Raw genomic sequence first — 13,854 nt, forward strand, 5'->3', positions numbered from 1 at the left:
CCCCTGCGGTGGATTGCAGGGTCAGAAATCGATCACATCGGATCGTTGCGGCGCAGCAGCTCTTCGGGCAGGTGCTCGATGTAATCGTCTTCGGCCGGTGGCATCTGCAGGTGGTAACCCTGCTTGTCCAGATTGGCGAGCACCGCGTGAATGTCTTCGCGGGCCAGGGCGCGCTCCGGCGACAGGACCAGATTGAAGGCGTGCTGCGGCTTGCCGAACGCGGTCAGCAATTCCTCGGGCACACGCTCCAGGGCGTCGCTCTTGAGGACATACAGGTACATTTCGTTCCTGCGCGGGCTACGGTAGATGGAGCAAATACGTTTCAAGGCTGTTCTCCGACGTTGGCCAGGCTGTCGAGCAGCATCTGGCCCATCAATTCGCGGCGCCAGCCACGCAGCGAATCGGGCAGTTTATAGGGACCGTCTGGGTAACCGGTCTTGAGCAGGGCTTCGAGGGTCTTTTTGCGCAGCATCAATTCCGGCGCCATGTCGAGACGCTCGGCTTGCTGTTGGCCAATGACGCGCAGGCTCTTGAGCACATTGGAGGCCTCGATCGGCAGCGGCTCCGGTAACGCGGGCGGCCAAAGATCCGGCGACACGCTGCCGGCTTTCTTGATCAGGTCGAGCAGAAACTCTCCGTCCTGACGCACGGTCTTGGGGTGCATGTCGTCGATCTTCGCCAGCGCGGCGAGGTTGTCGGGCTGGGATTTGGCCAGCGGCCAGAGCGAATGTTCGCGCAGGATGCGATTGCGTGGCTGATTACGCAGGCGCGCCTGTTGCTCGCGCCAGGCGCAGAGCTCACGCAGCACGGCGAGCTGCGCACGGGACAGCTTCCACGCCAGCTTGGCGTCGCGGTAAGCGTCATAAGGATCGGTTTCGCGGCGTAGATTGGCGACCAGTTCAGCACCGTCCTCCAGCACCCACGCGTACTTTTCATCGGAAAGACGCGGACGCAGCAGGTTGTACACCTCGGCCAGGTGAACGGCGTCTTCGGCGGCGTAGCTGATCTGGGTTTCCGAGAGGGGGCGTTGCAGCCAGTCCGAGCGGGTTTCGCCTTTAGGCAGGTCGATGTTCAGCACTTCCTGGACCAGACGCGAATAACCCATCGAGAACCCGAGGTTCAGGTAGGCCGCGGCCAGTTGCGTATCGAACAGCGGCGCCGGGAGGCTGCCGGTCAGGCGCAACAGCACCTCGAGGTCCTCGCTGCAGGCGTGAACGACTTTGATGACGTCAGGGTTTTCCAGCAGCGCGGCCAGAGGCTTCCAGTCGCTGATCAGCAACGGGTCGATCAGATAGGCGCTTGAACCATCGCCGATCTGCAACAGCGCGGCGATGGGATAGAAGGTGTCGACCCGCATGAATTCGGTGTCGAGCGCGACGTAGGGCAGGGTCTGCCACTGTGCGCAATGTTCGGCGAGGCTATGGTCGTCGCGAATCCAGTGAATATCGATGGCCACACGGCTCTCCCTCGAAGAATGGCGCGCAGTATATATCGCTACAAGCAGTTACCGGGCATCCGTCCTGCAAGTCTCGAACAACTTCATCTTTGAAGCGCGCAAATAGCCGCCGTGGCGACGACCGTCCATCCGATCACTGATCACTGGCCCGCCTTGCGCAGCACGTACACGCGCCACATGGCGTAGCCGGGGAGAAAGTCGTGGTGATCAACGATTCTGAAACCCGCCCGCGCGAACTCGGATTCGATGTCGCTGCGGCACACCACGAATCGATTACGAGGGGCGGACATACCAACCTCCAGTCGGCCCTGCTGACGTTTGCGACGCCACGATTTCACGTTGCCGTCGACCCACAGCGCGACGATGGCCGTGTCGCGGGTCACCCGGTGAAACTCGTCGAGAATCGCACCGCGTTTTTCGCTATCGCCCAGGTGATGGAACAAACGCATGCAGAATATGCAGTCCACCGCGTTGGCGGACAGGCCGATGGAAAACGCCGAACTCTGGAACGTGCGGATGCGCTTGCGCACCTCGCTGGATGACTGTGCCTCGGCGAACGCCAGCCTGTCGGTTGAAGGATCGGCCGCGAGGATCACCCGATTGGCGTGTTCGGCCAGCACCGGCCAGAAACGCCCGGAGCCCGATGGCAAGTCCAGCACCAGCCCGGGCTCGCCCGCATTCCGCAACGCTTTGCGCGCCAGCTGCGCATCGCGCCACAGACTCAGGCGTCGGCTGAGAGTGTGCTCATGCTGGCGCACGTCTTCGACGTGAACCTGCTTGCTGAGGGGCTCACTCATTGGCCAGTACCCCGTCCGTATAAATCCCCCGACAGCCCGCGAACATGTCCAGCGCCGGGTTATAAACGCTTGTGCGCACTTGCAACAGGCCCAGCATGGAATGAAACAAGTTGTCCTGACTGAGCGGCGCGTTTCGCTCTTTTTGCAGGCAGTGGGTATCCACAGCGAACGACTGCTGATAGCTCTCGGAAAACCAGGCAATCATCGGGACATGTTTCTGTTGATCGGGCGCCAGCATATAAGGCGTGCCGTGCAGGAACAGGTTGTATTCACCCAACGACTCGCCGTGGTCGGAAAGATAAACCATGGCCGTGTCTACTTTGCCCTGATTGTTGCGCAGGATGTCGATCAACATCGCGAGTACATGGTCGGTGTACAGCAATGTGTTGTCGTAACCGTTAACGATACTTTCCCGCGAGCAATTATTCAGCGCATTGCTTTCACACACCGGGGTGAACTTCTCGAACTCTTTCGGATAACGCTTGAAGTACTCAGGACCATGACTGCCCATCTGGTGCAGTACCAGCACGGTGTCTTTGTCCAGTGTGTCGATGAAGTGTTGCAGCCCCTGTAGCAGGATTTCATCGCGGCACTCGTTGTTGGCACACAACGCCGGATCCTTGAAGTTGCTGACATCCTGCATCGTCACCCGGTCGCAGGTGCCCTTGCAGCCCGATTGGTTGTCGCGCCAGATGACATCGAGCCCGGCGCGCTTCAGCACATCGAGCACGCCTTCTTCATTGCGTGCGGTCGTGGCGTTGTAATCCTTGCGGCCCATGTTGGAAAACATGCACGGCACCGACACCGCCGTCTCCGTGCCGCAGGAATGCACGTCAGTAAACGTGAGCAGGCCACGCTCCTTGCTCAGCTGTGGCGTGGTGTCGCGGTTGTAGCCCAGGATGCCGAAGTTCTCGGCCCGCGCACTTTCGCCAACGACCAGCACGGTCAGTGACTTGCGCTTGTGCTGCTGCCAATCGCTGGCAAGTTTGGCGTCTTGACCAATACTCACGAACGGCCGCTGCGCAGACTTGGCCTGCTCGCTCAAGTAACCCACGGACGCCGCCAGGTAATTGCTCGGCACGACCATCAGGCGCAACTCGTGATGATTGCGAAACAGCGAGGACAGCCCCTGGTAATTCATCAACGCAACACCACCGATAGCGACCGCGCACACGACGGACACCAGCGCTTTGCTCAGCAACTCGCGAGGCCAGCGCCGATAGGCAATGGGTGTTTTGAAAAGAATCACCGAAGGCACGACACCCAGAAAGAACAAGTAGCAGAGTAACTTCAAAGAAAGCAGATCGCGCACTTCGGTGACATTGGTTTCAGCGAAGTTTCGGAACATGCCCGAATCAATCATCACGCCATACTGGCTCATGAAATAAGCCACACCGGCGCTGATAAAAAAGAGACAGATCAGTACGGGTTTCAATACACGCTTGAACGCTAACAGCGTGAAGAAAATATTAAACGCGCAGAACACCATCAGCGCAAAAGCACAACGCAACAACAGGCCCTTACCGTCCGAGTCGGTAATCGCAAATAGATGCTGCCAGAGGGTCAGGTTAAACCCGATCAACAAAAAGGCACTGGCAAGCACTGTCACAAGCTCGGGACGAACTGCTTTGACGTTGAGCATAAAAGTCTGCTTGGCTGGAAATGAGAATATAAACGCGGGAGGAACCCCGCCGATGCTGCGAACTTTAGGCATCGGGCCATCAATTTTTTGTGAAAAGGATGAGAACGATTGGTGGGGGTGGGATTGTTGTGTTGCCGCGGCATTTCGCTGGACGCAATGAAGCGATGCAACAGCTGGTGGCAGAAAACGAGGTGAAGCATTTCACTGCGACCGCTAGCTTACAGCTACGACCAAACATAATCAGGTTGCCTACCCTTTTATGGATGCTGTATTTTTCGAAACAACAACTTTCAGCCGGCTGAGGCCGGGCTACCTCGACGATGATGGCTATCGCGCGCTCCAGATTCATATCTTGGCAAGCCCCGAGTCAGGGGATCTCATGCCAGGAACGGGCGGATTCAGAAAGCTGCGCTGGCACGATGAACGTCGAGGCAAAGGCAAGCGTGGCGGCCTGCGGGTTATCTATTATTGGCTAATCAATGATCGCCAGATCTGGATGTTTTCGATCTATGACAAGGATGAGGTCTCGAACTTGACCGCTGATCAGCAGCGTCAATTGAAGGCCGCTATCGACGCAGAGCTGCGCAAGAGAGGCAAACGATGAGCAATAAGCGCGACCTGTTCGCAGAAATGATGGAGGGCGTTGAGGAAATGTCTGCACACCGAGAAGGGAAGCTCACCCTTCGCGGCGATACCTTTCAAGACAGGCCTGCGCCTGAGATTTCTGCGCAGGAAATAGTGGCCTTGAGGCAAAGGCTGCACATGTCTCAGAACGTTTTTGCGCGGCGGATCCGGACCAGCACGAGCACCCTGCGCAACTGGGAGCAGGAGAAGTCCAAACCCAATGCACAGGCTGCTTTGCTGATCAAACTGGTCGAAAAATTCCCTGACATGGTTGACCGCCTGAGCGCGGTTTAGGCGTTTGCTTGTAGAGCAATAGAGTTCAGCGCTCGCCCAAATCAACCTCGGTTTCAAGAGAGGTGGTCAGGCTCGTTATTTCTGGCATTCCGTTCCTCAATTCATCCTCAACAATCATCTGCGCCGCCTTCTCGGCGATCATTACGGTCGGCGAGCAGGTGTTGCCGGAGGTGATGTTCGGCATGATCGACGCATCTACTACGCGCAGGCCGGTTATGCCGTGCACGCGCAGGCGTTCGTCGACTACGGCATCACGGCCCTGCCCCATCCTGCAGGTGCCTACCGGGTGAAAGATCGTCGTGCCAACAACGCTGGCCGCCTCGCGCAGTTCTTCCTCGGTTTGCAGGCTCGCGCCGGGCAGGTACTCGACCGGCTCGAAGCGAGCGAGCGCAGGCGCGGCGGCGATGCGACGGGTCAGGCGAATCGCGTCGGCGGCCACTTTGAGGTCGGTCTCGTGACTCAGGTAGTTCGGGCGAATGATCGGCGCGGCATCGGCCAGCGCCGAACGGATCTCCACCGTGCCACGGCTCTGCGGGCGCAAATCACACACGGACGCAGTGAATGCGGGAAATCCGTGCAGCGGCTCGCCGAAGCGCTCAAGGGACAAGGGCTGCACGTGGTATTCGAGATTGGCGCTTGTCTGCTCCGGCCCCGAGCGTGCAAAAGCACCCAACTGACTCGGCGCCATCGCCAACGGACCGCTGCGATTGAGGGCATAGCGCAGGCCCATGTTCATCTTGCCCCACACACTGCCCGCCATCTGATTCAGCGTCTGCCCGTTGCTGACCTTGTAGATCAGGCGCAACTGCAGGTGATCCTGCAAATTCGCGCCGACGCCGGGCAGCTCATGCCGTACGCCAATGCCGAGCTTTTCCAGCAGCGGACGCGGCCCGATGCCGGAGCGTTGCAGGACCATGGGCGATCCGATGGCGCCGCAGCAAAGGATGATCTCCCGCCGGGCGCGAAGCGTCTGTTCCTTTCCGTTGACGCGTGCAATCACCCCGCTAGCGCGGCTGTTCTCAAACTCCACGCGCGACACTTCCGCATCGGTGATCACCGTCAGGTTCGGGCGTTTCAACGCAGGCCGAAGAAATGCCTTGGACGCATTCCAGCGCACACCGCGCCGCTGATTGACCTGAAAATAGCTGCACCCTTCGTTGTCGCCGCCGTTGAAGTCGGGGATCGACGGGATGCCGGTTTGCGCCGCTGCCTCACGGAACGCATCCAGCAACGTCCATGAAAGACGCTGCTGCTCGACGCGCCATTCACCTTTCTGGCTATGGAATTCAGAGTCGCCGGCGTAGTGGTTTTCCGAGCGCTTGAAGATCGGCAAGACGTCTTTCCATCCCCATCCCGAGTTGCCCTGCTCCGCCCAGCCGTCGTAGTCCCGGGCCTGGCCACGCATGTAGATCATGCCGTTGATGGAGGAGCATCCGCCCAGTACTTTGCCGCGAGGATAGTTGAGCGCACGTCCGCCGAGGCCGGGCTCCGCTTCGGTTTTGAAGCACCAGTCGGTGCGCGGATTGCCGATGCAGTAGAGGTAGCCCACCGGCACATGAATCCAGGCGTAGTTGTCCTGACCGCCGGCTTCGAGCAGCAGAACCCGGTGAGCAGGATTCTGCGACAGCCGATTGGCCAGCAGGCAGCCCGCCGGGCCTGCGCCGACGATGATGTAGTCATGGAGACCGACGTCCGTTTGCATGCATCCCTCGCTGATATTTTTTGTTTTTATGCAGGGCCCATCCTGAAGTTTTTCGCCACAAAACAAAAGACCGCCGCATGTTTCCATGGGGCGGTCCGGGTTGAAGCGTTTGCTGTCAGTAACGGATGCGATTACACCGCGCTGCGACGGTAGCTGCGGTAGTTCGGCATCCAGAAGTTGCGCTCGATGGCTTCGACGAGCATCTCTTCGGTGGTCTCAAGCGCCATGCCTTCAGCCTGAGCCTGCTTGGCCACGGCCAGGGCAATCTTCTTGCTCACCTGTTGGATCTCTTTCAGCGGCGGCAGGACAGCGTCACCTTTGCCCGTCACCATTGGCGAGCATTCCGCCAGCGCGTTGGAGGCGGCCATCAGCATTTTGTCGGTGATGCGCGTGGCTTTCGACGCCACAACACCCAGGCCGATGCCCGGGAAGATGTAGGAGTTGTTGCACTGTGCGATGTGGAACGTTCGATCGCCTACGGTGACCGGAGCAAACGGACTGCCGGTCGCCACCAGCGCGTCGCCATTGGTCCAGGTCAGTACTTCCTGCGGCGTGACTTCGACCTTAGAGGTCGGATTCGACAGCGGCATGACCAGCGGCTTGGCGCAGTGCTTGTGCATCTCGCGGATGACTTGCTCGGTGAACAGGCCGCGCTGGCCGGACACGCCGATCAGCACAGTCGGCTTGCCGTTGGCGACCACGTCCAGCAACTCGGGCGAACCCTCGCCGCTCGACCAGCCCGCCACATCGGCAGACTTCTGCGCGAGGTTCTTCTGGAAGTCCAGCAGGTTGTCCATGCTGTCAGTCAGCAGCCCGAAGCGGTCGACCATCATCACGCGCTTGCGCGCTTCGGCTTCGCTCAGGCCTTCGATGACCATGGCCGCAATGATGTGCTCGGCGATCCCGCAACCGGCCGAACCCGCGCCCAGGAACACAACCCGCTGCTGGCCCAGGGTTTCGTGCTTGGCTTTGCACGCCGCCAGCAGGGTGCCCACGGCAACCGACGCGGTGCCCTGAATGTCATCGTTGAAGCAGCACAACTCATCGCGGTACTTCTCCAGCAACGGCATGGCGTTGGTCTGGGCGAAGTCTTCGAACTGCAACAGCACGTCCGGCCAGCGGCTCTGCACCGCCTCGATGAACAGAGCAATGAAGTCGTCGTACTCCTTGCCGGTGACGCGCTCATGGCGCCAGCCCATGTACATCGGGTCGTCCAGCAGCTCTTTGTTGTTGGTGCCCACGTCGAGCACGATCGGCAAGGTGTACGCCGGGCTGATGCCGCCACATGCGGTGTAGAGCGACAGCTTGCCGATCGGAATGCCCATGCCGCCAATGCCTTGGTCGCCCAGGCCAAGGATGCGCTCGCTGTCCGTCACCACGATGATTTTGATGCGATCTTTCGTCGCGCTGCGCAGGATATCGTCGATGCGATCGCGCTCGGGGTAGGAGATGAACAGCCCGCGGTGGGTGCGGTAGATTTTCGAGAATTCCTGACACGCCTGACCCACGGTCGGGGTGTAGATGATCGGCAGCATCTCGTCGAGGTGCGAATCCAGCAGGCGGAAGAACAGGGTTTCGTTGTTGTCCTGAATCGAGCGCAGATAAATGTGTTTATCCAGGTCGCTCGCGCATTGCCGGTACTGGTTGTAAACGCGGGTGACCTGCTCTTCGATGGTTTCGACGTTCTGGGGCAGCAGGCCGACCAGGTTGAAATCGATGCGCTCTTGCGGCGTAAAGGCACTGCCCTTGTTGAGCAGCGGCATCTCCAGCAACGAAGGGCCAGCATAGGAAATATATAAAGGTCGCGAGGTCTTGGTCATTTGCAGTGATCGCCTTTTCTCTGTTTGCTCTATCAATACGACGTCGAAACGATGCCCCGGAGGTCGATGTACACGACGCTCAACGCAGGATCCGTCCGAAAAAATAGGGGGGTAAAAACAGGGTGCCTATCTTACTCGCCTGAAAACGATTGCGACATTTTGTCGCTCACCGATTGCGAAATGATGGCCGGAAGTCGTCGGAGCGGTCAGGAAATAGCCCCGTATCAGGAACAAAAATGGCGCGGCGGGTCACAGAGGAAACGACGTGCTGCCGGACTGGCTGTTTTGAGAAATGGAGTTTTGGCCGTAGTCACCTCAGGCCTAGGTACTAAACACCTGACATATTGAACTGGCGATGAGCCATTGCAGTCACATTGACATCAAATCGGAGATATTAATGTCAGGCCAGCGCATCTTTCGTATCCACTACCGCTTTCTGGACGAGCAGCGAGTATTCCTCCAACCCGATTCAGCGCTGAACGAAGCCGATGCCTGGTACTACGCCTGCCTGCACGCGGGCATCGGCGTACTGCACAATTTGTCCAAGACCCGGGAAGAGCTAACGGCACTGATCGCCCATGCCCGGCGGTATGGATTGACGGCGGTGCGTTGGGCGGAATGGGTTTGATTGTGTGTAATCTCAACCGGTGCACCGACCTTTGGTGCTGGGGGAGCCCTATCCAGCGCGCTGGATCACATAGCTCGCCTCAAAGCCATGCACACACCCAATCACGTTGAATCCTTTGAAATAGCCCGTGGCGCGAAGCAAATCGACCGCCGGGCCTACCTCCGGTGAGTGTTGAAAGTCCCCGTAGTCGTCGAAGACGATAAACCCGCCTGGTACGACGCTTGGCGAATACAGCAGGAAATCCAGCAGCACATTGCGCCCGGCGTGACCGCCATCAATGTGCAACAGCGCCACCTTAGGCGACAGGTTGTAGAAACGCTCGGCGCACAACTCCGAATAGCCCCTCAGCACCAGGGCGTTGGAGAACAGGTTCTCCTGGTAATAGCTGAACTCTTCAAACTGATTGGGCAGCTCAAACGGATCAATCCCGATGATGCGGCGCTCGCGGTTGCAGACTTCATTCATCAGCACCAGCGACTTGCCCTTCCAGACACCAATCTCGACCACATCCCCGGGGATGCCTTCGACCAGAAGCGCCAGGTAACCCAATAGCCGCACATGATCATGAAACGACAACTCCTTGCGCGGCATCGCCCGCTCAGCCGGCAACGTGCTCTGCGCCTGCTCGAAATGCTTGCCGATCAACGTCCAGACCTGGGCGATCGAGTCATTGAGTTCCGGATTGCTGATGAAGTCGTTGAGCTCTTGGATGGTGATCATGGCTTCTCTGACTGACTGGAAGGATTGGGGTGGGGCGTGGAGCGATCTTGTACCGCTAGTGGGCGTGAGATCGAGAGTAGGCGGGGGTTGGGAAAAGTAAAGTTCCGGGCAAGGTGACGAAGCATTTCCCCAGCCCGGCACTGACTTGATCTAGCGAAAACCTAGCCAGCCAAATCCCTTGATCAACAGATCCTTTCGTTTTCTCTCAACATGGGCGTCGATTGAACACAATATGCTCGCGAACAATTCCCACTCTTCACAGCCAAACCTTTCTGGAATGAAGGAAAGGTCGTACCACGACAATATTTCATCTACGGAATAGTCTCCGGACTTATAAAGCCTTATATAGCTTTTGAGATCATGCCTGAGGGAACGTGCTGCAAAATACGACTTCCCTTTCATCCATTTCTCTATTACCTGATCCGCTGTGAGCTGTCCTACCCTCTGATCCTCAGGCAGATAATCCAGTAGCCCCTCAGCCAGATGTTTCATGAAGTCGATGAGTTCCATAAATCCGCGCATGGACACCTCTTGAGGTTGCTAAGAAGTGACACTGTATTCATCTACGGTGTAACCACCGGCAGTGTGCTTAACTAAATATGACCTGATGTCGCTACGCAGCCGGTAAAGCTCGATAAGCGAAGTTCTCGAAGTCCATTCATCCAGAAAAGATTTCAAGTCAGGGACGTTGGCGCGCTCATCTTCAGGCAAATAATCCTGGATGGCCGTGCCTAAAGACAGCATGAAATCAATCAACCGTACGTACTGACGCATGATTACCTCATGCTTCCTGATAACCTAACCAACCAAAGTACTTAACAAGCATACCTTGACGCTTTTTCTCGATATGCAAATTAATCAAATCAAGGATACCGGTGAGAAAAATGTGATCCTCACAACCAAATCTTTCCGGGATAAAGCACAGATCAAAGTCATCGAGAAGCTGATCAACAGAATAATCGCCTGCCTCATCAAGCTTTGCGTAGCTCACTATGTCTTTTTTTAAAGAAAGGGCTTGAAGATATGACTTCCGCTGCATCCAAAGCTCGACAATGTCCTCGACACTCAGAATTGCTACCCTTTGCTCCTCCGGGAGGTGGTCAAGAATGCCATCGCCCAAATCCTGCATAAAATCAATTAACTGGGTATATCCGCGCATCACCGCCTCCAAGCGAAAAAATGCAAAGCACCCTCAGCTTACCAGTGATGCAGAAAACAGCGGAAGCCGGCTGTGCTCCTCACGATTTCCGGTATTCCAAACGCCAGAAACGAAAAAGCCCCAGAAGCATAACTTCTGGGGCTTTTCAAATAATGGCGGAGAGATAGGGATTTGAACCCTAGGTACTGTCGCCAGTACAACGGATTTCGAATCCGTCCCGTTCGGCCACTCCGGCATCTCTCCAACGGCGCGCATCATAACAGTTCGTTCGAGGAACGCGAACCCTTTTAAAGGATTTTTTCGCGTTCTTTCAGATGCTTGCAGCATTTTGCGCTTGAAGCATTGGATCAGAGCGGTACGCCGAGACGCTGGGCGACTTCTTCGTAGGCTTCGATGACATCGCCGAGACCCTGACGGAAGCGGTCCTTGTCCATTTTCTTGCGGGTTTCTTTGTCCCACAGGCGGCAGCCGTCCGGGCTGAACTCGTCGCCCAGGACGATCGAGCCGTCGCTGAAGACGCCGAACTCAAGCTTGAAGTCGACCAGCAGCAGGCCGGCGTCGTCGAACAGTTTGCTCAGGACTTCGTTGACCTTCAGGGACAGCTCTTTCATGCGAACCAGTTGCTCGGCGGTGCCCCAACCGAACGCGACGACGTGGGAGTCGTTGATGAACGGGTCGCCTTTGGCGTCGTCCTTCAGGAACAGCTCGAACGTGTAAGGGTTGAGCTTCATGCCCTCTTCTACGCCCAGGCGCTTGACCAGGCTGCCGGCGGCGTAGTTACGCACGACGCATTCGACCGGGATCATGTCGAGCTTCTTGACCAGCACTTCGTTGTCGCCCAGCAGTTTGTCGAACTGGGTCGGAATGCCGGCGGCTTCGAGCTTCTGCATGATGAAGGCGTTGAACTGGTTGTTCACCATGCCTTTGCGGTCGAGTTGTTCGATGCGCTTGCCATCGAACGCCGAGGTGTCGTTGCGGAACACCAGGATCAAGCGGTCAGCGTCATCGGTCTTGTAAACCGACTTGGCTTTGCCGCGGTAGAGTTCTTCACGTTTTTCCATGATGGGCTCCGCTTGCTGAGTCTTGCTGAATAGTGGGGGGCGAGTCGCCCGTTTGGGACGCTAGGCGATTTCGCGCCAGTCGAGCCCTGAATCCTGATCGGCCAATTGTAGCCAGTCCTCGTCGCACCCAAGGGTGTCGACAAAACACTGCCGGGCCAGATGCGGCAGGTTGTTCTTGCTGCTCAGATGGGCCAGCACCAAGTGCTGCAGATCCTGCCATCCCAGCTCGTTCACCAGACTGGCAGCCTGATGATTGTTCAAATGACCGTGATCACCACCCACCCGCTGCTTGAGAAAGTACGGGTACTGACCCCGGGCGAGCAGATCGCGACAGTGATTGGACTCGACCATGAGCGCGTCGAGCCCACGGTAGCTGTCGAGCACCATCGGGCAATACGAACCAAGGTCAGTCAACAGCCCGAAGCGCCGGCGTCCGTCGTTGAACACGAATTGGGTAGGCTCCAGCGCATCGTGAGCCACCGACACCACGTCGATGCCCAGACCACCAATGCGCAGACCCTGCCCGCCCACCAGCCGAAGCCCTGCTTCAACCGGCTTGCGCATGCCGCGCAGCGTGCCGTCACTGAGATACACCGGCACATCGTAGCGCCGAGACAGCAAACCCACGCCATGCACATGATCGGCATGTTCGTGGGTCACTAGAATGGCGCTCAGCTGCTTGCCGCTGACGCCCAGCCTGTCGAGCCGTCGTTCGGTTTCCCGCAGGGAGAAACCGCAATCGACCAGCACGTACGTGTCGTTGCTCGCAACCAGCGTGGCATTGCCGCGACTGCCGCTGCCCAGAACCGCGAAGCGCACTTAACCCAGGTTGTCCTGAATGACGCTTAACACACGACGAGCGACCTCAGTCGGTGCAACGGTGTTGATGTTCTTCTCGACCGTGACCTGAACGTTTTCACCGACCTTGCTCAGGCGAACCTGATAACGCTCCGCGCGGGCTTCCTTCTCTTCCTTAGACTCTTCACTGCCGAATACGCGACTGAGGAAGCCAGGCTTGTTTTCAGGCTTGTCGGCTTTTTCCGCCAAGTTGATGTAGTAAAGGCCCAGGCTGCGGTTGATGTCCTCAACGCGCCAGTCGCCCTGGTTAAGCGCACGACCGACGCTCGACCACGCGCGATCCAGATCCGCGCCCAGGTTCAGCACCGGGTTGCCGCTGCCGTCTTCGCTGAGGGAAACGCGGCTTGGGGTGTCGAAATCACGCGCCGCCAGCAGGGAAACCGAACCGCCCTTCTCGGCAGTGCGGGTCAGGCTTGCCAGCATGTCATCGGTCAGCACGGAGTCGAGGCCAACGTTGGTGCTGCGGGACGGGAAGGCAGGGTCATCGCGGCTGCCGGCCGGACGTTGCACGCTGACCACATAGATTTCACTGGTATTGCGCTGCACGCCCGGCTCGATACGAACGCGGACGCGGGTTTCGGTGTTGGCGGCATCGCCACTGGAACCCATGCGCTTGGCAACCGATGCGGACAGTTCGTCCATGCGCTGCCAGGTGGTGTTGAATTCACCGGTCTGCGGACGATCTTCGGCAATACGGAAGCCGTTGTCTTCAAAGTACTGATGCGCCACAGGCCAGACTTCAGCCGGTGCGCGCTGGGCAAGAATCCAGCGGTTGTCGCCGCTCTTTTGCAGCGTGTAGTCGCCGGAGTCCTGAGCAGTAGTCAGAGGTTGCGGACGCGGCACGGTGAATTCACCCTTCTGGGTGTCATCGGCGACGTTGCGCGGAATCGGCAGCAACGGGTCCAGACGTTTGACTTCCTGAACGCCTTCGGGCAATTGCATCGGCGGCTTCTGGGTCGCTTCCAGGTAATCGCTGCTGCGATCGCGGAAGTAACCGTCCTGGCCAAAAAGCCAGCTGCAACCGCTGGTGCTGGAGATAATCAAGGCTAGTGCGGAAAGTCCGGCCAGTCGCTTCATTGCGTAATGCTTCCTC

Annotated in this window: 16 protein-coding genes and 1 tRNA gene; 3 read left to right on the forward strand and 14 right to left on the reverse strand. The window is 57.9% G+C overall.

Annotated elements, in window-relative coordinates; all coding sequences use genetic code 11:
- Positions 1-32 precede the first annotated feature (32 nt).
- The 4 genes from AC07VF_RS08430 to AC07VF_RS08445 all read right to left on the reverse strand — a co-directional run bounded on the left by AC07VF_RS08430 (position 33) and on the right by AC07VF_RS08445 (position 3,895).
- Positions 33-326 carry a YcgL domain-containing protein gene (locus tag AC07VF_RS08430; protein ID WP_122537448.1) on the reverse strand — a complete coding sequence of 98 codons (294 nt, stop codon included), beginning with the start codon at positions 324-326 and terminating at the stop codon, positions 33-35.
- Positions 323-1,456, reverse strand: a complete 1,134-nt coding sequence (gene rnd / locus AC07VF_RS08435) for a ribonuclease D (protein WP_192170904.1) — start codon at positions 1,454-1,456, stop codon at positions 323-325. The genes AC07VF_RS08430 and rnd overlap by 4 nt, the downstream gene beginning before the upstream one ends.
- Before the next feature lie 140 nt (positions 1,457-1,596).
- Positions 1,597-2,253, reverse strand: a complete 657-nt coding sequence (locus tag AC07VF_RS08440; protein ID WP_495007825.1) for a class I SAM-dependent methyltransferase — start codon at positions 2,251-2,253, stop codon at positions 1,597-1,599.
- Positions 2,246-3,895: a phosphoethanolamine transferase gene (locus AC07VF_RS08445; RefSeq protein WP_495007826.1), complete on the reverse strand. Its 1,650-nt coding sequence runs from the start codon at positions 3,893-3,895 to the stop codon at positions 2,246-2,248. Before AC07VF_RS08445 ends, AC07VF_RS08440 begins: the two co-directional genes overlap by 8 nt.
- Before the next feature lie 259 nt (positions 3,896-4,154).
- On the opposite strand from AC07VF_RS08445, the gene AC07VF_RS08450 reads away from it, so the two are divergent.
- Both AC07VF_RS08450 and AC07VF_RS08455 read left to right on the forward strand, forming a co-directional pair.
- Positions 4,155-4,499, forward strand: coding sequence for a toxin (locus tag AC07VF_RS08450; protein ID WP_192170901.1), 345 nt, complete (start codon positions 4,155-4,157; stop codon positions 4,497-4,499).
- Positions 4,496-4,813, forward strand: a complete 318-nt coding sequence (locus AC07VF_RS08455) for a helix-turn-helix domain-containing protein (RefSeq protein ID WP_495007827.1) — start codon at positions 4,496-4,498, stop codon at positions 4,811-4,813. The genes AC07VF_RS08450 and AC07VF_RS08455 overlap by 4 nt, the downstream gene beginning before the upstream one ends.
- A 25-nt stretch (positions 4,814-4,838) precedes the next feature.
- On the opposite strand, the gene AC07VF_RS08460 is transcribed toward AC07VF_RS08455, so the two are convergent.
- On the reverse strand, positions 4,839-6,515 hold the full coding sequence (locus AC07VF_RS08460; RefSeq protein WP_495007828.1) for a GMC family oxidoreductase: 1,677 nt from the start codon (positions 6,513-6,515) through the stop codon (positions 4,839-4,841).
- Between the two features lie 131 nt (positions 6,516-6,646).
- Positions 6,647-8,335, reverse strand: a complete 1,689-nt coding sequence (locus AC07VF_RS08465; protein WP_282370543.1) for an NAD-dependent malic enzyme — start codon at positions 8,333-8,335, stop codon at positions 6,647-6,649.
- A 397-nt stretch (positions 8,336-8,732) separates the two neighbouring features.
- On the opposite strand from AC07VF_RS08465, the gene AC07VF_RS08470 reads away from it, so the two are divergent.
- Positions 8,733-8,963 (forward strand): DUF6555 family protein, encoded by a 231-nt coding sequence (locus AC07VF_RS08470; protein ID WP_192170897.1) that lies wholly within the window; start codon positions 8,733-8,735, stop codon positions 8,961-8,963.
- Positions 8,964-9,011: 48 nt separating this feature from the next.
- Here AC07VF_RS08470 and AC07VF_RS08475 read toward each other — a convergent pair whose 3' ends face one another.
- The 8 genes from AC07VF_RS08475 to bamC all read right to left on the reverse strand — a co-directional run bounded on the left by AC07VF_RS08475 (position 9,012) and on the right by bamC (position 13,838).
- Positions 9,012-9,683 (reverse strand): class I SAM-dependent methyltransferase, encoded by a 672-nt coding sequence (locus tag AC07VF_RS08475; RefSeq protein WP_192170896.1) that lies wholly within the window; start codon positions 9,681-9,683, stop codon positions 9,012-9,014.
- A gap of 150 nt (positions 9,684-9,833) precedes the next feature.
- A complete protein-coding gene (locus tag AC07VF_RS08480; protein WP_495031054.1) occupies positions 9,834-10,205 on the reverse strand; it encodes a hypothetical protein in 372 nt (123 codons plus the stop codon).
- A gap of 18 nt (positions 10,206-10,223) precedes the next feature.
- Positions 10,224-10,457 carry a hypothetical protein gene (locus AC07VF_RS08485; protein ID WP_495007830.1) on the reverse strand — a complete coding sequence of 78 codons (234 nt, stop codon included), beginning with the start codon at positions 10,455-10,457 and terminating at the stop codon, positions 10,224-10,226.
- Between the two features lie 7 nt (positions 10,458-10,464).
- Positions 10,465-10,842 (reverse strand): hypothetical protein, encoded by a 378-nt coding sequence (locus tag AC07VF_RS08490; RefSeq protein ID WP_495007831.1) that lies wholly within the window; start codon positions 10,840-10,842, stop codon positions 10,465-10,467.
- A gap of 153 nt (positions 10,843-10,995) precedes the next feature.
- Positions 10,996-11,085, reverse strand: a tRNA-Ser gene (locus tag AC07VF_RS08495).
- A gap of 104 nt (positions 11,086-11,189) precedes the next feature.
- Entirely contained in the window at positions 11,190-11,903 is a 714-nt protein-coding gene (gene purC / locus AC07VF_RS08500; RefSeq protein ID WP_495007832.1) for a phosphoribosylaminoimidazolesuccinocarboxamide synthase, read from the reverse strand.
- 60 nt (positions 11,904-11,963) lie between these two features.
- Positions 11,964-12,722 (reverse strand): MBL fold metallo-hydrolase, encoded by a 759-nt coding sequence (locus AC07VF_RS08505; protein WP_205484543.1) that lies wholly within the window; start codon positions 12,720-12,722, stop codon positions 11,964-11,966.
- On the reverse strand, positions 12,723-13,838 hold the full coding sequence (bamC, locus tag AC07VF_RS08510; RefSeq protein ID WP_192170880.1) for an NlpB/DapX family lipoprotein: 1,116 nt from the start codon (positions 13,836-13,838) through the stop codon (positions 12,723-12,725). It abuts the gene before it with no gap.
- Positions 13,839-13,854 lie beyond the last annotated feature (16 nt).

The organism is Pseudomonas sp. GW821-FHT02H06, from assembly GCF_059421525.1.

What these genes read in the sequence shown, in the direction of transcription:
- AC07VF_RS08440 (WP_495007825.1), bottom strand. Translation starts at nt 2,253, where the DNA reads ATGAGTGAGCCCCTCAGCAAGCAGGTTCACGTCGAAGACGTGCGCCAG.
- AC07VF_RS08460 (WP_495007828.1), bottom strand. Translation starts at nt 6,515, where the DNA reads ATGCAAACGGACGTCGGTCTCCATGACTACATCATCGTCGGCGCAGGC.
- AC07VF_RS08465 (WP_282370543.1), bottom strand. Translation starts at nt 8,335, where the DNA reads ATGACCAAGACCTCGCGACCTTTATATATTTCCTATGCTGGCCCTTCG.
- AC07VF_RS08480 (WP_495031054.1), bottom strand. Translation starts at nt 10,205, where the DNA reads ATGCGCGGATTTATGGAACTCATCGACTTCATGAAACATCTGGCTGAG.
- bamC (WP_192170880.1), bottom strand. Translation starts at nt 13,838, where the DNA reads ATGAAGCGACTGGCCGGACTTTCCGCACTAGCCTTGATTATCTCCAGC.
- AC07VF_RS08490 (WP_495007831.1), bottom strand. Translation starts at nt 10,842, where the DNA reads ATGCGCGGATATACCCAGTTAATTGATTTTATGCAGGATTTGGGCGAT.
- AC07VF_RS08450 (WP_192170901.1), top strand. Translation starts at nt 4,155, where the DNA reads ATGGATGCTGTATTTTTCGAAACAACAACTTTCAGCCGGCTGAGGCCG.
- AC07VF_RS08470 (WP_192170897.1), top strand. Translation starts at nt 8,733, where the DNA reads ATGTCAGGCCAGCGCATCTTTCGTATCCACTACCGCTTTCTGGACGAG.
- AC07VF_RS08485 (WP_495007830.1), bottom strand. Translation starts at nt 10,457, where the DNA reads ATGCGTCAGTACGTACGGTTGATTGATTTCATGCTGTCTTTAGGCACG.
- purC (WP_495007832.1), bottom strand. Translation starts at nt 11,903, where the DNA reads ATGGAAAAACGTGAAGAACTCTACCGCGGCAAAGCCAAGTCGGTTTAC.
- AC07VF_RS08475 (WP_192170896.1), bottom strand. Translation starts at nt 9,683, where the DNA reads ATGATCACCATCCAAGAGCTCAACGACTTCATCAGCAATCCGGAACTC.
- AC07VF_RS08445 (WP_495007826.1), bottom strand. Translation starts at nt 3,895, where the DNA reads ATGCTCAACGTCAAAGCAGTTCGTCCCGAGCTTGTGACAGTGCTTGCC.
- AC07VF_RS08455 (WP_495007827.1), top strand. Translation starts at nt 4,496, where the DNA reads ATGAGCAATAAGCGCGACCTGTTCGCAGAAATGATGGAGGGCGTTGAG.